Origin of the sequence: Niabella sp. (assembly GCF_030150205.1) — a bacterium.
In the GTDB taxonomy this organism is placed as follows: domain Bacteria; phylum Bacteroidota; class Bacteroidia; order Chitinophagales; family Chitinophagaceae; genus Niabella.
Window position 1 is genome coordinate 1 of sequence record NZ_JASLGT010000030.1, and the last position, 20,553, is coordinate 20,553.

Here is a 20,553-nt window from a genome sequence, read left to right on the forward strand (position 1 = left end):
CAGAAGTGCAATAAAAAAGTAGAGAGCAATATTAAATAATTGCTCTCTTACACAGGCTGGCATAAAGCCGCCTAAAACACAAAAGTATTAAAAAAATTAAAACTTCTATTTGGTAATTAACACAGAATCTGATAGCTGAAGACTGAATGCTAGTTCCAGGTTAGATCCGTTTGGTACTTGATGTTGACGGTTAAATCACCGATCACGGGACAACAATGACTGAAAACTGTGAACTGAAAAACTGATAACTGAGAACTGAAAACTGATCGCTGAGACTGAACGCTGAATGCCAGTTCCTGGTTCCAGGTTAATTCTGTTTGGTACTTGATGTTGAAGGTTAAATCACCGATCACGGGACAACAATGACTGAAAACTGAGAACTGAAAACTGATAGCTGAAGACCGCTGACCGCTAAAAATAAAGCAAAAACGCTGTTCCTTCCCCTTCCTTGCTCTTCATCTGGATGCTGCCTTTATGCAGGATCATGATCTGTTTGCAAAGGCTGAGGCCGATCCCGTTCCCGTTTTTGCGGGTGCTGAAGAACGGGATAAAGATCTGTTCAGCAATTTCATTGGAAATACCCACACCGTTATCGGCAATCTTAATATAGGGCCGGTCTTCATTACTGAAAGCAGAAAGAACGATCTGAGGCGCCGGGTTCATTTTTACGGCTTCAATGGCATTGGTCATCAGGTTAATTAACACCTGGTCAATCAGATTGACGTCGGCCTGTATGCTTAAAAAAGGATCTTTTAAGATCACATCCAGCTGGATGTTTTTTTGATCCAGTGTAGGCTGCATCAGGTTTTGCAGGTTTTCAAACACATCGCTGACCAGTACTTTTTTAAACACCGGTTTGGTGATCTTGTTCAGGTTGCGATAGGTAATGGCAAAGCGCTGAAGGCCCTCACTTCTTTTTTTAATGGTTTCCAGGCCAAGCCGCAGGTCATCCGGATCAATCACGGCCGGTCCTGCATCCGGATCCTTGGGTTCCAGCTGGTTCTTTAGGGTATCGGCCAGGGAAGAAATGGGCGCCACAGAGTTCATGATCTCATGGGTCATCACGTTTAATAATTTTTGCCAGGCCACGGATTCTGTTTCATCCAATGTGCCTTTTATGCTTTGCAGGGAGATCAGTTTATCCGTTTGGCCATCGGTTGTAAAAAGCGTGGCACCCACAAGTAACTTTTCATCCAGCATGCCTTTTTTAAACGTGAAGATGGTGGTTTGACCGGTTTCAATTTCGAGCAATAGTTTCAGAAACCCGGGATTTCGTTTTTCGAGCGCATGTATATTTTTAAAATAAGGAATATCGGTCATCTTCTTAAAAGCCTCGTTCATCCAGCTGATCATGCCGGTTGTGTTGTTAAACGAAAGAATACCGATTCCCGTAAGCTCCAGGATGGTTTGCAGGTAGATGTTTTCTGCTTTCCGTTCTTTGTTCACTGCTTTAAACCGGTCGTTGATCGAATTAAGACCCGTGAGCAGTTTCTTCATATCTCCGTCTGCCGATGCCGTATTATAGTTTTTACCAAAATCATTATACTTAACGGCTTCTACAAATTCGAGGATGATCTTATCGGTTTTTTCAGCGGTTTGGATGATGCGGGCCAGGGTATAGATCCAGAACGGAATGCAGGCGATCGCCCACCACCATTCCCGCTGTATGCAGCACCAGGCGATCACTGCTGTTACCAGCAACAGCAGCAGGATCGTTAGGATCAATCCGGTTCTTTTTTTATTCAATATCATATTTATTCAGCCTGCGGTAAAGGGCGGTCCTCGTCAGCCCCAGTTCTTTCGCAGCTTTTGTAATGTTGCCATTGTTTTTTTCAATGGCAAGCAGGATGGCATTTCGTTCCAGTACATTCAGGTTGATGGATTCGGGGGCCTTTGTGAGTTCCACCTCCCGGCTTTCGATAGGAGAAAACACAATATCACCGGGTAATAGTTCTTCGCCATCGCTCATGATCACCGCGCGCTCAATGGCATATTGCAGCTCCCGCACATTGCCCGGGAAGTGATAATGATTGAGTTTATCGATCGTTTTTTTCTCCAGTTCCAGGTTGGGTTTAAAATATTTTTCCTTGTATTGTTTTACAAAATGCCGCGCCAGTACTTCAATGTCGCCGGTCCTTTTTCGCAGTGGGGGCAACATGATTTCCACCGTATTGATCCGGTAAATAAGGTCTTTACGAAAGCGCTTTTCATTGGCCAGTTCTTCAAGCGGAACATTGGTAGCACAGATCAGCCGGATATCAACCGGAACGGGCTGATGAGATCCCAGTTTGGTTACCTGCCTGTTTTGGAGTACCGTCAGCAGGCGGGCCTGCTGGTGCAGGGTAATATTGCCGATCTCATCCAGGAACAAAGTGCCGCTGTTGGCGGCTTCAAAGCGACCGGTGCGCTCTTCCCTTGCATCGGTAAATGCGCCTTTTGTATGACCGAATAGTTCACTTTCAAAAAGACTTTCGGTTAAAGAGCCCACATCCGTTTTTATAAACGGACGCTGTGCGCGCAGGGATTGCTGATGAATGGCATGCGCCACCAGGTCTTTACCCGTACCGTTCTCACCCAGCACCAGGATATTGGCGTCGGTAGGTGCGATCTTTTCAATTTTTTTCAGCACATCCTGCATGGCTTCCGAATGCCCCAGCAATCCGCTAACGCCCCTGGCCGCATCCGTGGCAATGACTGCGGGTTTGCCCGTTCTTTTTTTAAGCAGCTCTTTTATATTCTGGATCAGCTGGTCGTTTTGCCAGGGCTTCAGCATAAAATCAGACGCGCCCTCCTTCAATGAACGTACGGCCAGGTCAATATCGCCATAGGCCGTAATCATAATGATGGATGCCCAGGAACCCAACTCGCGGATCTTTCGCAACCAGTACAGGCCTTCATTGCCGGTATTGATGCTGCTGTTGAAGTTCATATCCATCAGGATAAGGTCGAAGTCTTTTTTGGAAAAGATCGATCGCAATAGCTCCGGGTTCTTTTCTGTGGTTACTTCTTTCACCTGCGATTTTAGCAGGAGACGTGCAGCAGTAAGCACATCCGGATCATCATCAACAATTAATATAGACGCGTCTTTTAATAGCATACAGATCACAAAAATCAGTATAGTAAACCGGATAACAAATATTCTGTGCCGAAATTTTAATGACTGTATCAAAAACAGACGGTAGTTGTCCGGTTTTGCAGGATTTTTTAAATGGGATTAAATGTAAGTGTTTGATAGTTAAATTGTTGGCATTGTGGCACGCTGTTTCAATAACGTGTACTGGTAAAGCAGATGATTCAAAAACTTTTAAAATATAAAAAATGAAAAAGATGGTATGTATGGTAGCGGCTTTTATTGTATTGAGCGCCGGCGCCATTAATGAAAACCCGGTTGTAAACGAAAAGGTGTTAAAAACTTTTGACATGCTTTTTGCAAAAGCGGAAAATGTAAGCTGGAGAACAACAGAGCTGAGCAACGAAGCAAGCTTTGAGCTGAATAATATAAAAGTACGGGCAGTTATTGATAACTACGGACAGCTGATCCGCACCATCCGGTATTACCGGGAAGAACATTTGCCGGCCGCAATCCGTTACCGGCTTAAAAAGAAATTTGAAAACAAAGAAATCCGCAGCGTTTCAGAACTGAGCGATAACGATCATATAACGTATTATATCACCCTGACGGATGAAAAATACCTGGTAAATATAGTGGTAGATGATGCCGGACAGGTGATCCAATCCAGGAAATATACCAGGGCCGACCGATAAACTTCTTTGATCACATTTCTCATGTATATACGGAGTGGGTAGTCTTATCTGCTCCCTTTTTTTCAGACCAGCGACCTCCCGGAGCAACCGGGAAAGGAGATACAAGCGATAGAGAAAGCAGTTGTCAGTGTTCATCAGCAATCATTAGCGGTCAAAGAAATAAACCGGCCTTAAAAGCGCCAATTTTATACTGCTGTATTTATTTTTTTTGAATGGCAACGATGAAAAGGGATGACGAACGTATAATTGATCTCCAATGCGTACGTAACAGCTCACGGGCAGGTAGCTGTTAAAAGCTTGATTGTACGGTTCTGAACTGTATCAAAAACGGACAGTGCTTGTGCGATAGCGGACAAAAAAATAAAGTTTCGACAGGTAATTAATTTACTATCAATAGTTTGTTAAATTGGCATATTGTTAAAGGACAGATAATGCGTGCATTGTTATACAGGAGTACAGTGCGGAAGAATAAAGGAACAGGTGAACGAACTTCACAACAAAAAAAGCAACAGTGGATAGAGTAATTGAAAAAAAATTTTGGAACAAAAAGCGGATCTGGACAATCACGGGTATTGCTGCCCTGGCGTTGCTGATTATTTTCAGTATTGTAATGGCCGGCGGAAAAAGCAAGCTGAATGTAGACCTGGAACGCATTACTGTAAGCGAGGTAAAGAAGGCTGCGTTTAAAGAATATATTCCGGTAAACGGGGTGGTTTTACCAATCAGCACCATTTACCTCGATGCGATGGAAGGGGGAAGGGTGGAAGAAAAATTTGTGGAGGATGGGGCGATGATGAAAAAAGGCGAGCCAATATTGCGGCTTAGCAATACAGACCTGGAGCTCAACCTGATCGGTCAGCAGTCTTCCGTATATACAACGCTGGCGCAGGTACAACTGGCCAAATCAACGGCACAGCAAAATACGGTAAACAATCTGAACCAGATGACGGATGCAGAAAGCCAGTTAAAGGAGGCGGAACGGTTATATACCCTGAATAAATATCTGTATGAAAACAAAGCGATCGGCGAACAGGAATTCCGGAAATCCGAAATTGATTATAATTACAAACTCAAAAAAAGAGATCTTTCGGAGCGCATCACCAAGCAAGATGCTGAATCCAACCAGCTGCAAACCAAACAAGCCGGCCAGTCCTTTAGTAATTCTCAAAAAGCATTGACCCTGTACAGCCGGAAAGTGGGCGACCTGGTATTGCGTGCCCCGGTAGACGGGCAGCTGACCTCGCTGGATGCAGAGATCGGGCAATCGAAGAATAAAGGCGAACGGCTGGGACAGATCGATGTACTAACCGGTTATAAAGTACGGGTGGATATCGATGAACACTATATCTCGCGGGTTTTTAACGGGCTTATGGGAGATGTGACCGTAGCCGGAAAAAACTACCAGCTGCGGGTTAAAAAAATATATACCCAGGTAACCAACGGCCGTTTCCAGGTAGATATGGAGTTTGTAGGTGATGTGCCCAAGGACATTCGCCGGGGACAGACCCTGTCCATCAGCCTGGCATTGAGCGACGAAACCACGGCTATCTTACTGGCCAAAGGTGGTTTTTATCAGCAAACCGGAGGTAACTGGGTGTTTAAACTGAGTGAGGATGGAAAAACGGCTTATAAGGCAGAGGTGCAACTGGGCCGCCAGAACCCGGATTATTATGAAGTGCTGAAGGGACTGAAGCCCGGCGATAAGGTGGTTACCAGCAGTTATGAGAATTATGGGGAGATGCAGGAGCTGGTGTTGAAGCGGTGAGGGGAGCACTTTTAGCGGTCAGCTATTAGCTATCAGCTATCAGCCGACGGCGAACAGTAACAGAGATGCCTTCAAAGCTTGTCCATATAGGCACAGATCATTTTTTTGATTTCGATCGCTTCATTTGACAAGCCCTGGAACGTTGACTCTGGAATATAAGACAGATCTTTTGATAGAATCAGTTGATAGTGGAGCTCAGAGATCGAACCGGCAGCAATGTCAAGAAAATTTCGGAGCTGGGGTATGGTTCTTCTTCCGCACCCTTCCGCAATATTTGTGGGAACAGAGTAAGCGGATTTTCGGATTTGAAGGATCAATCCATATTGCTCTTCTTTTGGAAAATTTGTTGTGAGGTGATAAATAGACAGTGTTAATAAATGGCTTCTTTGCCAGATCGTTAATTTGGTAAAGTCTCTCATAAGTATGTTATTTAATGTGAAGGTAAATCGAAAAAAGCACAAAAACTAAAAGCTGAATGGTTGCCGGCTGAAGGCTGAAAGCTAAAGGCTTATAGCTCATTAATAAAAATTGGATACATGATAAAAATATCTGGTCTTGAAAAAATCTACCGCACGGAAGAAGTAGAAACCGTAGCCCTGAATGATCTTTCATTTGAAGTAAGGGACGGCGAGTTTGTAGCTGTAATGGGGCCTTCCGGTTGTGGGAAGTCAACATTGCTGAATATACTTGGCTTGCTGGATGACCCGGATGCGGGCAGCTTTTTGTTTAATGGGGTGGAAGTAGCCCGGTTCAACGAGCGCAAGCGCGCTGATATGCGGAAAAAAAATATCGGGTTTGTATTCCAGAGTTTTAACCTGATTGATGAACTGACTGTTTTTGAAAACGTGGAGCTGCCGCTGATGTATGCAGGTGTAAAAAAATCGGACCGGAAAGCGCGGGTGGATGAGGTGCTGGAAAAAGTGCAGATCATGCACCGGCGCAATCACTTCCCGCAACAGCTTTCGGGCGGACAGCAGCAGCGTGTGGCCGTTGCAAGAGCCGTAGTGAATAAACCCAAATTGATCCTGGCCGATGAGCCCACCGGTAACCTGGACAGTAGTAACGGAAATGAGGTAATGCAGATGCTTACGGATCTGAACGAAGCCGGCACCACCATTGTAATGGTTACGCACAGCGAACACGATGCCCGTTACAGCCATCGCATCATCCGGATGTTGGATGGGCATACGGTTACAGAGAATATTTTGGTATAGCGTTGAGGGCAGGGGCAATGGGCCGCAGATGCGCAGATTTGGTATCGGCTTTAACTATAACAATGTCGCAGAAAAGCGCCGCAGGCGCAATCAGCGTATCTGCGGCAACCATAAAAATGCTTAAGGAAAAGGTATTGAATAGTCAATAGTCAATGGTCAATAGTCAATGGTCTATAGAACCTGGGAAATGCTGCGGTCAAAGACAAATAAAATAATGCAGGAATGGAACAATGGGTGTAACATTTTTCAATTTTATGGTACTATTAAATAGTAGCCTGGTCTTAAAAATGATATCATGATAAAATGTTCCCGTACATTCTTTCTGAGTTGCATGTTTGCATATGTTAACCTTGTGGGTTGCTTTCAGGGAAATGCGCAGATTGCAAATACCATTTCCGCTGCCGATAAAGTGTATGGCCTGTCGAAGTTCTGGCAGGAGGTGAATTATAATTTTGTTTACCTGGATAAGATCGATCGTAAAGCCTGGGATAGCACCTATAGAACACTGATTTCCCAGGTTCAGGAAACAAAAAATGATTATGAGTATTACCGGTTGCTGGAAAAATTCTGTGCCCTGCTCAATGATGGGCATACCAATATTTTCCGCCCGCAAATAAAAGGATTGCAGATCATGCAGAATGCTTTTGGCGATCACCTGGTGGTGGTGAAACAGGTTGAGGGCAAGCCCATCATTGTACGTTCCTGGAAAAAAGATCAATCGTTGTTACCGGTAGGAAGCGAGATCCTGGAAGTAAACGGAAGCTCCTCCGAACAATATATAAGGGATCATTTGCTGCCCTATATTTCCAGTTCTACCGAATATGTAAAATGGAAAGGGGCTACGCACTGGATGCTGGCAGGAGCGCCCGGAACGGCCTTCGATATCAAAATAAAAAAGCCGGATGGAAAACAGGCTATCGTAAACCTGGTGCATGCAAAGGTAACCGACAGCATTTTTTTTCCTGAAGTAGGGGCCTATTATGACGAGCAAAAACGGGAGCTGCTGGAATTTAAAATGCTGCAGAACGGAGTGGCGTATCTTGGACTGAATTCTTTTTCGGACCGGAAGATCGATACCTTGTTTGATGCGATATTGCCGCAGCTCTACCAGGCAAAAGGATTAATTGTAGATCTTCGTTTTAATGGCGGGGGAAGCACCAATATCGGAACCTATATCCTGAAATATCTTACCGGCGATTCAGTTTTAGCGGGTGCAAGATATACAACCCGGAACCACTTGCCGGCATTCAAAGCCTGGGGTGCCTATGTTACAGAAAAAGATACCATTGGCAATGCATGGAATAAGAAATGCCTGGAAGTATATAAAGGTGTATACGTATATGATTTCCCGTATGAACCGGACAGCTTCGTGCTGAACAAGCCCCGCATCGTGGTGCCTACGGTAGTTCTTACAGGCAACAACACTGCTTCTGCAGCGGAAGATTTCCTGATTGCAGCGGAAGGCCAAAAGCATATGGTACGTATGGGCGAGCCCAGTTTCGGAAGTACCGGCCAGCCGCTGGTTTTTGATATGCCCGGGGGAGGATCGGCACGGGTTTGTACAAAAAAAGATACCTATCCCGACGGCCGGGAGTTTGTAGGGTATGGCATACAGCCCCATATAACCATCATTCCTACCGTACGTGAATACCTGTCGGGCAGGGATGTGGTAAAGGATGCGGCATTGGCCTATCTACAGAAAAAGATAAAATAGCGGTCATCCGGAAGATGTTTTGTAAAACAGGCAGGATGGTGTTCATTTAGAAATGAGTAAATCGTGAATCCATGATCAGAAACTATTTTAAAACCGCATGGCGGAGTCTTTGGACAAACAAATTCTACAGTTTGTTAAATATAAGCGGCCTTACGGTGGGGCTGGCTGCGGGCATCCTGCTCCTGATATGGGTACAGCATGAATTCAGTTATGATAACTTTCATAGCCGGTCCGAAAATATCTACCGGATCAATGTAGAGATCCCTTCGGCCGATAAGCCCTTGTTTTGGTCCATCACGCCTGCTCCGCTTGCCGTTATGGCCAAAAAGATACCGGAAGTACAATCCATCGTACGGGTATCGGGAGCCGGGCAGGTGTTGTCCGATGCATCAAAGAAAAAAATAATAACGGGCAATGCCCTTGCATATGTAGACAGCAGCTTCTTTACCATCTTTGACTTCCCGGTATTAAAAGGAAATTTGAAGTCCGTTTTCCCCGGTGTGCAATCCGTTGCCCTTACAAAAACAACCGCGCAGAAATTGTTTGGAACCGCAGATGCGATGGGGAAAACCGTCCGGTATAATGAAAGCGATTTTACGGTTTCGGCGATCCTGGAGGACTTTCCGGAAAACGCTTCGTTTCGGTTTGACGCACTGTTCCCAATGGCGCTTTATGCGCAGTACTTTACCCGTAACGGTGGCAATGGCAGCTGGAAAACGATTGATGAGGATATGGGTAACTACAGCTTTGAAAGCTATGTGTTACTGAATCCCAATGCAAGTCCGCAGCGGGTAGCACAGGCATTTACCGATCTGTACCGGGAGGCAAGAAACGGGGATAGCAAAAACCAGTTTCACCTGCAGCGCCTGAAAGACATACACCTGGTGGCAAATGATGGCAGTACGTCGGCGTTGCTGATTGTACAGGTGATTTTTGGGGTAGCCCTGTTGTTACTGGTAATCGCCAGCATCAATTATGTAAACCTTTCCACCGCACGCGCCCTTACCCGTGTAAAGGAGGTGAGCGTACGGAAAATTGTAGGTGCAGAACGGATGCAGCTTTTTTTTCAATTTGTAATAGAAACCGTTGTGCTTTTCTGCCTGGCATTATTGCTGGCCTTTGGACTGATCGTATTGCTGATGCCTTTATATAACACAATTTCCGGCAAGGAACTGCATTTTCGCCTGGCAGATGGCGGTATGTGGAAGGCCGTTGGTATTGCCGGGCTGATCACGCTGTTATTGTCGAGTATTTACCCGGCGCTGTTGCTTTCCTCTTTCAAACCCGTTCGTTCGTTAAAGGGAGCACTGTCTTCCGGTGTTGGGATATCGGTGCTAAGGAAGGGGCTGGTAGTGTTCCAGTTCTTTGTCTCCATCGTGCTGCTGATCGGCACATTGGCGATGGGCCGGCAAATGAAGTATATAAAAGACAAGAATCTGGGCTTTGATAAAAGTTATGTATTTACGGTGGGCTTCCCTACCAATAATGGAAAGCACCTGGACGCTATTAAAACAGAATTGAGCAAGGAACCGGCGATCCTGTCTGTAGGTAATTCTTCAGAGCCGGATATTATGAATGTGGGCAGCAGCTCCGGAGATCTTGAATGGAAAGGAAAAACGCCGGATATGCAGATGATGATCAGTGAAGTGGCGGCAGAGAAAAATTTTCTGCCCACGCTGAAGCTGAAATTCCTGGAAGGGGGCGATTTCTCCGGTACGCCGGCCGATAGCAATAAGTATATTGTAAATGAAACAGCCGTAAAGCAAATGGGATTAACCCCGCCCTATGTAGGGCAGCCGATTACCTCCCATGGGCGTAAAGGATTTATCATAGGAGTGTTAAAGGATTTCAATTTTCAGCCGCTTACCAGGGCGATCGGACCTATTTTGTTCCATACCTTCTGGAGGGGGAATATGTTTTACATACGCACTACCGGTAACGGAGCGCAGGCCGCTATCCGTGCAGTGGAAAAAGAATATAAGAAGTATGCAGATGACCTGCCGTTCAGCTATGAATTTTTAGATAAAAAGTTCGATGCACAGTACCGGACTGAAGAGCGTACCGGTACCTTGTTTAATGTGTTTGCCGGCATCGCCATATTTATTTCATGTTTGGGACTGTTTGGGCTGGCCACCTATACGGCACAACGGAAAGTAAAAGAGATCGGTATCCGGAAGGTGTTGGGGGCCAGTATACCCGGTATTGTGGGACTGATTTCGACCGGGTTTTTGAAGCTGGTATTGATTGCCATTCTGCTGGCGATACCGGTTGCATACATCGGAACCCATCGTTGGTTGCAGAACTTTGCCTACCAGGCAAGCCTTCCCTGGTTTTTGTTTGTATTTGCTGCTGTTTTTGTTTTGTTAATTGCTTTTGCAACGATGTGCATACAGGCGGTAAAGGCCGCCGCAGCCAACCCGGTTAAAGCGTTAAGGAGTGAGTGATGAATTTGGAAATTTGAGAATGTGAGAATGTGAAAATGTGAGAATGTGAAAATGTGGGAATGGGGGACGCAGACGGCTGATGGCTAACAGCTGAAAGCTCAATACTAAAAGCCGTTTTCGTTGCAGATCGCTGGTGACGGAGCTTAAAGAAGGTGTTTAATATTTAGCATTTAAAGTCTAACATAAAATGTTCAGAAATTATTTCAAAACCGCGTGGCGTAACCTGGTCCGTAATAAAGTGTATTCCCTGATCAATATCCTGGGGTTAAGTATCGGCATGGCCGCCTGTATGCTGATCCTGTTATGGGTTCAAAACCAGGTTAGCCATGACCAGTTTCATAAGAACCTGGACCGGATCCAGGTGGTGAACAACCGCGATATAGGGGATGGGGTAAAGTTTGCCTGGTCCTGGACGCCTAATATTATGGGGCCTACATTAAAAAAAGATTATCCGGAAGTAGCCGAAGCGGTGCGGTATTCAGAAGGCTATCATTTTCTTTTTACGGTGGGCGAAAAGAAAATGGTGCCCTCGGGGGCGTTTGCCGATCCAGCCTTTCTTTCGGTATTTACATACCCCTTATTAAGGGGGCATGCAACGAATGCTTTAAACGAGGTATACAATATTGTGTTGACAGAGAAATTGGCGAAAAGCCTCTTTGGAACGGAAGATCCTATAGGAAAAATTGTGAAGCTTGATAGTACGGACCATTTTAAAGTAACCGGGGTTTTAAAAAACCTGCCGGATAATACAGCCTTCGATTTTGGATACCTGCTTCCCTGGACCTATAAAGATAAGCTGGGATGGACGGATAGCGCCTGGGGTAATAACGGAGTACAAACCTATGTAATGTTAAAGCCGGGTGCTTCAAAAGCCGCCTTTGATCAGAAAATAAACAAAATTACTACCAACCATTTATCGGGTAATGCATTGTATAAAAACCGGGAGGTTTTTACGCAGCCTTTTAAGGAGCAATGGTTATACTCCAAACAGGAAAACGGTCAGTATGTTGGGGGGCGTATCGATGTTGTACGGATGTTTACGGCAATAGCCGTACTGATATTGATCATTGCCTGTATCAATTTTATGAACCTGAGTACGGCCAGAAGCGAAAAACGTGCAAAGGAAGTGGGCATCCGAAAGGTAGTAGGCGCTCAGAAAAAGGGATTGATCGCCCAGTTTATCGGAGAAAGCACCTTGCTATCGGGCATCGCATTTCTGCTGGCATTAACGGTTGTTATCATCTGTCTTCCGGGATTTAGTACACTGGTAGATCAGCAATTGCACCTGCCGTTTGCTAACCCTTTGTTTTGGCTGTCTGCGCTTGGATTTATCCTGTTTAGTGGTGTACTGGCGGGTAGTTACCCGGCATTCTATTTGTCGGCCTTTAACCCGGTAAAAGTTCTGAAGGGCTTTTTTAAGTCGTCTACAGCAGCAGTAAACCCGCGAAAGATCCTGGTGGTGGTCCAGTTTACCTTTGCAGTGCTGCTGATCATTTCCACCTTTATCGTGATGCAGCAGATCAAACATGCGCAGACCCGCGATAACGGGTATGACGCACGGAACCTGGTTTTTGTAAAGATGAATGGTACCATTGAAAAACACTTTGCCCTGATCCGGAATGAATTGATCAGTCGCGGGGCCGCCGTTTCCGTTACCAAATCCATGAGCCCTATTACAGAACGTTACAGCGATAGCTGGAACTTTTCCTGGACGGGTGGTACGGAGGAAGATAAAAAGGTCGACTTTGTAAGAATGGCTTCCGATGCCGATTTTGTAAAAACCCTGGGTACAAGGCTCGTTATGGGCCGGGACATTGATATTTATAAATACCCGGGAGATTCCAATGCCATCCTGCTCAATGAAACCGCGGCAAAAGTGATGCACCTGAAAGATCCGCTGACGGCGACGGTAAAGGCGGATGATATAGATTGGAGGGTTGTCGGCGTTGTAAAAGACTTTATATACCAGTCGCCTTACGAAAAGGTACAGCAGCTGATCGTTTTCGGGCCCAAGTCCTGGTTCAATACCCTTCATTTTAAACTGAACCCGGCAAATACCACCCAGCAAAACCTGGATATTGCAGCAGGAATTTTCAAACAGTTTAACCCGGAATATCCTTTTGATTACAAATTTGTGGATGCGGAATATGCCCGTAAGTTTAAAGAGGAACAAAAAACCGGAACGATGGCGGCATTGTTTGCGGGGTTAACGATCTTTATTTCCTGTTTGGGTTTATTTGCATTATCGACCTACATGGCCGAAACGCGCATTAAGGAAATCGGCGTGCGTAAAGTACTGGGAGCCTCTGTTTTTAATATCACTTCATTATTGTCCGGGTCTTTCTTAAAGCTCGTTATTATTTCCTGTGTAGTGGCATCGCCCATTGCCTGGTTTGTGATGAGCCGGTGGCTAAAAAATTATGAATACCGTATTTCGATCGGGTGGCCGGTATTTGCCGGAACCGGCTTGCTGGTTATGGTTATTGCATTGGCTACGATCAGCTTTCAGTCGGTGAGAGCGGCCCTGGCCAATCCGGTTAAAGCGTTAAGGAGTGAGTGATGAATTTGAAGATTTGGGAATTTGAGAATTTGAAAATTTGAGAATGTGGAGATGTGGAAATAGGGGATAGCTGAATGCTGATAGCTGAGGGCTGAACGCTTGTATTAAGGTTCCCGGTCAGCTCCGTTTGATGCTGTATCCCCGATCACGCGACAGCAATGACTGAAAACTGATAACTGATGACTGATAGCTGAAGGCTAAAAGCTGAACGAGCTGGAAACTAAAAATTTCAACACAATGATCCGAATGTATCTCAAAACAATGTTCCGGAGTCTTTGGAAAAATAAAACTTTTTCCTTTATCAATATTGTGGGTCTGGCAGTTGGGCTTACCAGTTGTCTGCTCATTGCCCTGTATATAAAACAGCAGTTGGATTTTGATGCGTTCCAGGATAAGGGTAACCGGATCGCACGGGTGCTTATGGAGTATAGCTTTGAAGGCAGCACTGTATCCAATAAGGGAAACTATACCAGTGTGCGTGTGCCGTTAGTGCTGAAAAATAATTTCTCCGAGGTAGAGGAGGCCGTGATCCTGGCGCAGACCCGGCGCATCATTCAAACAGATAAGGAGCCGGTAAGGGAAAACCGATTTATGTATGCCGGCTCCTCATTTTTTAAGCTGTTCAGCTTTAAAGTACTGAAAGGAAATGCCGGCACGGCACTGGCAGCTCCATTCCAGGTATTATTGACGGCCTCTAGTGCGAAGAAGTATTTTGGTAGCGAAGATCCGATGGGGAAAACGCTGCGGCTTACTGGTGATAGTAATCTGTACCGGGTTACGGGTGTGGTGGCTGATTGTCCGGCCGCCTCGCAGATCCAGTTTGATTTCCTGGCCTCATTTTCATCGCTGGGAATTGATAAAGAACATGAAGAAAGTTATTGGGATGCCAATTATACAACCTATATCCTGTTACGGAGTAAGGAAGCCTTAAAGAGCCTGCAATCCAAACTCCCTGCATTTATGAAAAAAGAAATGGCGGGCGCACATGCAACAGTAAATTTTGAGCTGGAACCGTTCCATAAGATCCATCTCTATTCCGGCTATGATGCGTTTGTGCCAAATGTGCCCATCAGCTATATTTATATACTGGCGGGAGTAGCGGTATTGATCCTGGTGATCGCCTGCTTCACCTATATTAATTTAAGTACCGCAAGGTCTCTTGAGCGTGCAAAAGAAGTAGGCATACGGAAGGTTGCAGGCGCCAATAAAAGCCAGCTCTTCTGGCAGTTCATTGGCGAATCTGCGCTGTTATGTTTTATTGCGGTACTCATCGGTATGGTTGCCTGCCTGTTGCTGCTGCCTGCTTTCAGTCGCCTGATCAATCAACCCATTGCTCCAACAGCTTTGTTTTCGCTGTCCATACTGGGTGTTGCCGCAGGTATTATTCTTCTGGTAAGCTTTACAGCCGGTTGCTATCCGGCCCTGGTGCTTTCTGCATTTCAACCGATAAAGGTTTTAAAGGGAGCTTTTAAAAGCGCCGGACAGGGACAGTGGCTCCGGAGATCATTGATCATTTTCCAGTTCATCATTTCGGTCTTCCTGATTGTTTCCACTTTTGTGATCCAGCAGCAACTACATTATATCCGTCACAAAAAACTTGGTTTCGACCGGGAACATGTCTTAATGCTTCCGGTACCTTTCGCCGCAGAAAATACAGATCTGATCAAATCGGAATTTAAACAGAACGCAGCCGTATTGCATGTTGCCCGTACCAATAATACACCCGTGAATATTGTAGGTGGATATAATATGCGCACGCCGGATATGCCCCAGAATGCCCAGATTGCGGTAACGGCCAATCCGATCGATAATGAAATGATCCCTGCCACCGGTTTGCAGCTGGCGGCGGGAGCCAACCTTACAGAACAGGATATCCGCGACGTGAAGGGGAATGACGAAGGCGTCGAACATGTATATCATTTTATTTTGAATGAATCGGCTGCAAGGCAACTGGGATGGAGCCCGCAGGAGGCCATCGGTAAAAAGATGTTTTTAGACGAGTCCCGGCCGGGCTATGTGCGGGGAGTGGTAAAAGACTTTAATTTTCAATCCCTGCATAATCCCATTAAACCCGTAGTGCTTTTTTCGGATGCTTATGGCGGAACCTTATTGGTAAAGGTAAACGGAACGCAGATGGCGCAGACCCTTTCCTTTTTACAGGCGAAATGGAAACAGCTGATGCCGGACCGGCCTTTTGAATACCGCTTCCTGGATGATGATTATAATGAACTTTACGAAAATGAGCTGCGATTTGGAAAACTGATGAATGTTTTTGCTGCTATCGCCATTCTTTTGGCCTGTGCCGGACTGTTTGGCCTGTCGGTTTACGCGGCACAACAGCGGATCAAAGAAGTGGGCGTACGCAAAGTACTGGGCGCTGCAACGGGCAGTATTATATTGCTCTTATCGCGGGATTTTATAAAACTGGCGCTCATTGCTTCGGTGATCGCATTCCCTTTCGCCTGGTGGTTCATGCGCAACTGGCTGCAACACTATGAATATCGCATTGCCATGGAATGGTGGGTGTTTGCGGCGGCAGCATTGGTAACCCTGCTCATTGCGCTGGTAACCGTAAGTGTTCAGGCTGTAAGAGCGGCCCTGGCCAATCCGGTTAAAGCGTTAAGGAGTGAGTGATGAATTTGAGAATGTGAAAATTTGAGAATGTGAAAATGTGGAAATAGGGGATAAGGATAGCGGAATGCTAAGGGCCGTTTCAGTTTTCAAGTTTGAAGTTCCCGGTCAACTCCGTTTGATGCCGGATCACCGATCACGCGACAGCAATGACTGATAACTTAAAACTGATAACTGATGACTGATAACTAAATGCTGAAGGCTGATAGCTGAAAGCTGTATGCTAAAAATAGCCCCGTATGTAACATTTTCCCACATCCTGCGATTTATGATTAGATACTGGTCACCGGGTGTAAGCATATACCAATCCTTCTTTCAACAACAAAAACGATAGTATGAAAAGAAACTTATTGTTACTACTACTGGTGCTGGGGGCTTTTTGCGCCAATGCACAGCGGAATGCCACTCCGTACCTTACCAAATCCTTCAGTGCCGCTTCCATAAAAGAAATAAAGGCCGAAACCTCGGGTGGATCTATCTCTGTTGAGGGGGGCAAGACTTCCGGACTGGTGGAAGTATATGTGGAGTCCGCCAATAGCGGTCAGCGAAGAAAAATGTCGGATAAAGATATCCAGGAGGTGCTGGATCAATATTATAACCTGGACGTAAGCACTTCTGGCAGCGTGCTCACAGCGAAGGCTTTCCGGAAAGACCGTGGCTGGAGCCAAAAGACAGGGCTGTCCATTTCTTTTAAAATCTATGCCGGAACCAATGTTAATACCGACCTGAAGACCAGCGGTGGTAGTATAAATCTCCAGGAGGTGAAGGGAGATCAATTTTTCAAAACCAGCGGCGGAAGCCTGTTTGTACGGGCTGTTACCGGAAAAATCAATGGAAAAACTTCCGGGGGCAGTATCGAAGTATCAGATGCACAGGAAGACATTGATCTTGTAACCAGTGGCGGTTCTATTAAGGCGGACCGTATGAAAGGTAGAATCCGGTTGAAAACCTCCGGTGGCTCTCTGGCTTTGTCCGATCTTTCGGGCAATATAGAAGCACACACCAGTGGTGGATCGATCGCTGCGTCGGATATCAAAGGTGATCTGGTTACCAGCACTTCCGGTGGCAATGTAGCGTTGAAAGGCATCGATGGGAACCTGGATGCGAGTACCTCCGGCGGCCGGATCCGCGCGGAATTGGTAGGCACAAAGGATTTTATAAAACTGCGCACTTCCGCGGGAGGCGTGGATGTAAATATGCCGCGTACCAATAATGCGAAGTTGAATCTCAAAGGAAGCCGGGTGAATATCAGTAGCCTGGCCAACTTTAATGGATCCATTGAAAAAGATCATGTAAAAGGGGTGATCGGTTCCGGGAAATTACTGGTGGAGGTTTCTGCTTCCAGCGGCGATGTTAAAGTAAATATGTAAAGTATTGAACGCTCCACGAAAGATGGTGCCGGAATAGTTGCCGTATACAAACGTCATTCTGCTCAACGGGAATGACGTTTTTGTTTGGGCAATGCCGGAACTATTCAGATGTGTACCAAAACCGGACAGTTTTCTGTTTTGAAACCGTACATCTGACGCCTGATGTCTTTGTTAAGTTATTGGTTATTAAGTGTTTAAATTTACGGCATCATCGTTGGTGCTGCTTGTTTATTGTGGCGCATTGCAGTTATGGGTATAGCTGTTGCGGGATTTTATGTTGTTGGTACTGATCAGCTGCTTGCTGGCTCCACCCGTTGCTTATTATTTCCTGGATGGGTGGCCGGAGAAATACAACTACCGGATCAATATCAGGCTATGGGTATTCGTTGTGGCTGCGGTGCTTGCGTTGATGATAACGTTGATAACGATCAGTGTTCAGGCAATGAAGGCGGCAGCGGCAAATCCGGTGAAGGCGCCCCGGTCAGAATAGGCCATGGTCAATAGTGAATGGTGATTCATTAATAGGTAGTGAGGGATCGTAAATAAAACTTTTCACTATAGACTTCTTGCTACAAACATCTCACTACAAACATCTTACTGGAACACTCAAAATAAAATAATGATCAAAAACTACATACGAACCGCCTGGAGAAATCTGGTGAAGAGCAAGGTGTTTGCCGTTACCAATATTATGGGGCTTTCAATAGGGATGGCCGTAACCATGCTAATCGCTGTTTGGATCTGGAACGAGCTGTCTTACAATAAGCAGGTCCGCAGCTACAAAAGCATCGCCCGGGTTATGCAGAATAAAACCAATAAAGGCGTTGTACAAACGGGTATAACAACACCATTTCCTTTGGGCGATGCGCTCCGGCAGGAGTATGGCAGCCTGTTTCAGCAGGTGGTGGTAGGCACGGCCATATTCGGGCATGCGGTTAAAGCCGGAGAAAAACAGCTCACTCTGGGTGGCGGCTTTTTTGAACCGGGATTAGGGGCATTGCTGGGACTGAAGATGGTCGATGGTGTTCAAAATGGGTTGGATGATATCAATAGTATTATGTTAGCTGCCTCCTCTGCCCGGTCTTTTTTTGGAACCACTGCGGCTGTTGGAAAAACAATTACGCTGGACAAAGACCTGGTGGTAAAAGTTACCGGTGTGTATGAAGACCTTTCAAAAAATTCTGATTTCGGAGAACTGCTGTTTATTGCACCCTGGAAATTATTCCAGCAGCATACCGATTGGATCCGCTCTGCAGAGGACCCGTGGCGTCCTAATGCATTTGTGACCTATGTGCAGCTGAATAAGGGACAGGATTTTCGGCAGGTATCCCAACAGATAAAAGATGTTCGACTGAAGCATGTCAATGAACGGCTGGCGCTTCAGAAGCCACAACTGTTTTTACATCCCATGGATCAATGGTATCTCTACGATGACTTTAAAAACGGGGTGAACGTAGGTGGTCGCATTCAATATGTGTGGATGTTTGGCGTCATCGGGATTTTTGTATTACTGCTGGCTTGTATCAATTTTATGAACCTGAGTACGGCGCGCAGTATAAAAAGAGCACGGGAAGTGGGGATCCGCAAAACGATCGGTTCGCTTCGTAAGCAACTGATCATACAGTTTTTTTGTGAATCCCTGTTGTATGCGGTGCTGGCATTTGGTGTAAGCCTGGTATTGGTTGCCCTGGCCATGCCGCTGTTTAGCGCCATTGCCGGAAAGGAAATGCCTTCGGTTTGGAAGGAGCCGTTGTTCTGGACAGGCAGTATTCTTTTTTGTCTGTTTACAGGATTGCTGGCAGGCATTTATCCGGCCTTATACCTGTCGTCTTTCCGGCCGGTTAAAGTGCTGAAAGGCACGTTCAAGGCCGGCCGTTTCTCCGGAATGCAACGCCAGGCATTGGTAGTGGTGCAATTTGCTATTTCGATTGTGCTGATCATCGGCACTGTTGTGGTATTCAAACAGATCCGGTATACAAAAAACCGGCCGATCGGGTATGACCGGAACGGACTGGTGATGATGGAGGTAAATACTTCGGGGATTCATGACCATTTTGACGTTATCAAAAGACAATTGCAGGAACAGGGGAATATTTTGTCGGTGACGGAAACCAATGGATCAGTTAGCGGCGACTTTTCTACAACAACGGGCATCGATTGGCCGGGAAAGGAAGAAGGAACCAGCGCCGAATTTCCGTTTCTGGGTGTTGGCTATGATTTTGGCAAAACGATTGACTGGAAGGTAGTGGCCGGCCGCGATTTTTCGAGGGATTTTCCATCCGACTCAACTGCGGTGATCCTGAATGAGGCTGCTGTAAAATATATGAGCCTAAAACAACCTATAGGCACGGTTATTTATGCGGACAAAACACCTATAACCATCGTTGGAGTGGTAAAGAATATTATTATGGAATCGCCCTATGCATCGGAACGGCCGGCTCTTTTTTATTTTGATAAAAACGCCGGCGGTTACCTGATGGTCAGGATCAATCCGTCTGCAAGTGCTTCGGCGGCTATCGGACAATTGCAGTCGATGTTTAAAACCTATGCTCCGGATCAGTCCTTTCAGTATCAATTTGTGGACGACGCATTTAACCGGAAATTTGGAGATGAGGAGCGGTTGGGTACACTTGGAGGGGGCTTTGCCCTGCTGGCCATCTTTATCAGCTGCCTGGGGTTATTTGGGATGGCTTCGTTTATGGCAGAACAACGGGTAAAGGAAATTGGCGTGCGTAAAGTGCTGGGCGCTTCGGTGCCCGGTCTGTGGCGATTGTTATCACAGGATTTTATACGCCTGGTGTTCCTGGCGTTGTTTATTGCGATACCGGCCGGATGGTATTGCATGCATACCTGGCTGCAACACTATAGTTACCGGGTTTCTATATCCTGGCAGGTTTTTGTAATAGCTGCCTCCGGATCCATTTTAATTGCGCTGATAACCGTAAGTTTTCAGGCAATAAAAGCAGCAGTGGCCAACCCGGTACGGGCGCTGAGATCGGAGTAGGGAATAGGGGGTGGTGAATAGGCAATGGCAGGCAATAGGGAAAAGTGAATAGGCAATAGTTAATAGGGAATGGGAAACCGTAATAA

13 protein-coding genes are annotated in these 20,553 nt (G+C 46.0%); 10 read left to right on the forward strand and 3 right to left on the reverse strand.

Annotated features, from left to right (window positions below; genetic code table 11):
- Positions 1-411: 411 nt before the first annotated feature.
- On the reverse strand, positions 412-1,752 hold the full coding sequence (locus Q1V85_RS22105) for a HAMP domain-containing sensor histidine kinase (protein ID WP_300603356.1): 1,341 nt from the start codon (positions 1,750-1,752) through the stop codon (positions 412-414).
- On the reverse strand, positions 1,739-3,097 hold the full coding sequence (locus tag Q1V85_RS22110) for a sigma-54 dependent transcriptional regulator (protein ID WP_300603752.1): 1,359 nt from the start codon (positions 3,095-3,097) through the stop codon (positions 1,739-1,741). Before Q1V85_RS22110 ends, Q1V85_RS22105 begins: the two co-directional genes overlap by 14 nt.
- A gap of 221 nt (positions 3,098-3,318) precedes the next feature.
- Between Q1V85_RS22110 and Q1V85_RS22115 the strand changes: the two genes are divergently transcribed.
- Positions 3,319-3,765, forward strand: a complete 447-nt coding sequence (locus Q1V85_RS22115; RefSeq protein WP_300603358.1) for a hypothetical protein — start codon at positions 3,319-3,321, stop codon at positions 3,763-3,765.
- Positions 3,766-4,276: 511 nt separating this feature from the next.
- Positions 4,277-5,530 (forward strand): HlyD family efflux transporter periplasmic adaptor subunit, encoded by a 1,254-nt coding sequence (locus Q1V85_RS22120; protein ID WP_300603361.1) that lies wholly within the window; start codon positions 4,277-4,279, stop codon positions 5,528-5,530.
- A 71-nt stretch (positions 5,531-5,601) separates the two neighbouring features.
- Here the strand turns inward: Q1V85_RS22120 and Q1V85_RS22125 are convergent, their stop codons facing one another.
- A complete protein-coding gene (locus tag Q1V85_RS22125; protein WP_300603364.1) occupies positions 5,602-5,949 on the reverse strand; it encodes a four helix bundle protein in 348 nt (115 codons plus the stop codon).
- A gap of 117 nt (positions 5,950-6,066) precedes the next feature.
- Between Q1V85_RS22125 and Q1V85_RS22130 the strand changes: the two genes are divergently transcribed.
- The 8 genes from Q1V85_RS22130 to Q1V85_RS22165 all read left to right on the forward strand — a co-directional run bounded on the left by Q1V85_RS22130 (position 6,067) and on the right by Q1V85_RS22165 (position 20,467).
- Positions 6,067-6,744, forward strand: a complete 678-nt coding sequence (locus Q1V85_RS22130) for an ABC transporter ATP-binding protein (RefSeq protein ID WP_300603367.1) — start codon at positions 6,067-6,069, stop codon at positions 6,742-6,744.
- Positions 6,745-7,039: 295 nt separating this feature from the next.
- On the forward strand, positions 7,040-8,458 hold the full coding sequence (locus tag Q1V85_RS22135) for a S41 family peptidase (protein WP_300603370.1): 1,419 nt from the start codon (positions 7,040-7,042) through the stop codon (positions 8,456-8,458).
- A gap of 71 nt (positions 8,459-8,529) precedes the next feature.
- Positions 8,530-10,902: an ABC transporter permease gene (locus Q1V85_RS22140; RefSeq protein ID WP_300603373.1), complete on the forward strand. Its 2,373-nt coding sequence runs from the start codon at positions 8,530-8,532 to the stop codon at positions 10,900-10,902.
- Positions 10,903-11,089: 187 nt separating this feature from the next.
- Complete coding sequence (locus tag Q1V85_RS22145; protein WP_300603376.1) at positions 11,090-13,462, forward strand: ABC transporter permease; 2,373 nt, start codon at positions 11,090-11,092, stop codon at positions 13,460-13,462.
- Between the two features lie 237 nt (positions 13,463-13,699).
- The gene (locus tag Q1V85_RS22150; protein ID WP_300603378.1) at positions 13,700-16,096 is read left to right on the forward strand and encodes an ABC transporter permease; all 2,397 of its coding nucleotides are present in this window, start codon (positions 13,700-13,702) and stop codon (positions 16,094-16,096) included.
- Between the two features lie 332 nt (positions 16,097-16,428).
- Positions 16,429-17,463 carry a DUF4097 family beta strand repeat-containing protein gene (locus Q1V85_RS22155; RefSeq protein WP_300603380.1) on the forward strand — a complete coding sequence of 345 codons (1,035 nt, stop codon included), beginning with the start codon at positions 16,429-16,431 and terminating at the stop codon, positions 17,461-17,463.
- Between the two features lie 274 nt (positions 17,464-17,737).
- Positions 17,738-17,953: a hypothetical protein gene (locus tag Q1V85_RS22160; protein WP_300603384.1), complete on the forward strand. Its 216-nt coding sequence runs from the start codon at positions 17,738-17,740 to the stop codon at positions 17,951-17,953.
- Between the two features lie 129 nt (positions 17,954-18,082).
- The gene (locus tag Q1V85_RS22165) at positions 18,083-20,467 is read left to right on the forward strand and encodes an ABC transporter permease (RefSeq protein ID WP_300603387.1); all 2,385 of its coding nucleotides are present in this window, start codon (positions 18,083-18,085) and stop codon (positions 20,465-20,467) included.
- Positions 20,468-20,553: the final 86 nt, after the last annotated feature.

What these genes read in the sequence shown, in the direction of transcription:
- Q1V85_RS22160 (WP_300603384.1), top strand. Translation starts at nt 17,738, where the DNA reads ATGTTGTTGGTACTGATCAGCTGCTTGCTGGCTCCACCCGTTGCTTAT.
- Q1V85_RS22110 (WP_300603752.1), bottom strand. Translation starts at nt 3,097, where the DNA reads ATGCTATTAAAAGACGCGTCTATATTAATTGTTGATGATGATCCGGAT.
- Q1V85_RS22145 (WP_300603376.1), top strand. Translation starts at nt 11,090, where the DNA reads ATGTTCAGAAATTATTTCAAAACCGCGTGGCGTAACCTGGTCCGTAAT.
- Q1V85_RS22140 (WP_300603373.1), top strand. Translation starts at nt 8,530, where the DNA reads ATGATCAGAAACTATTTTAAAACCGCATGGCGGAGTCTTTGGACAAAC.
- Q1V85_RS22115 (WP_300603358.1), top strand. Translation starts at nt 3,319, where the DNA reads ATGAAAAAGATGGTATGTATGGTAGCGGCTTTTATTGTATTGAGCGCC.
- Q1V85_RS22165 (WP_300603387.1), top strand. Translation starts at nt 18,083, where the DNA reads ATGATCAAAAACTACATACGAACCGCCTGGAGAAATCTGGTGAAGAGC.
- Q1V85_RS22125 (WP_300603364.1), bottom strand. Translation starts at nt 5,949, where the DNA reads ATGAGAGACTTTACCAAATTAACGATCTGGCAAAGAAGCCATTTATTA.
- Q1V85_RS22130 (WP_300603367.1), top strand. Translation starts at nt 6,067, where the DNA reads ATGATAAAAATATCTGGTCTTGAAAAAATCTACCGCACGGAAGAAGTA.
- Q1V85_RS22155 (WP_300603380.1), top strand. Translation starts at nt 16,429, where the DNA reads ATGAAAAGAAACTTATTGTTACTACTACTGGTGCTGGGGGCTTTTTGC.
- Q1V85_RS22135 (WP_300603370.1), top strand. Translation starts at nt 7,040, where the DNA reads ATGATAAAATGTTCCCGTACATTCTTTCTGAGTTGCATGTTTGCATAT.
- Q1V85_RS22105 (WP_300603356.1), bottom strand. Translation starts at nt 1,752, where the DNA reads ATGATATTGAATAAAAAAAGAACCGGATTGATCCTAACGATCCTGCTG.
- Q1V85_RS22150 (WP_300603378.1), top strand. Translation starts at nt 13,700, where the DNA reads ATGATCCGAATGTATCTCAAAACAATGTTCCGGAGTCTTTGGAAAAAT.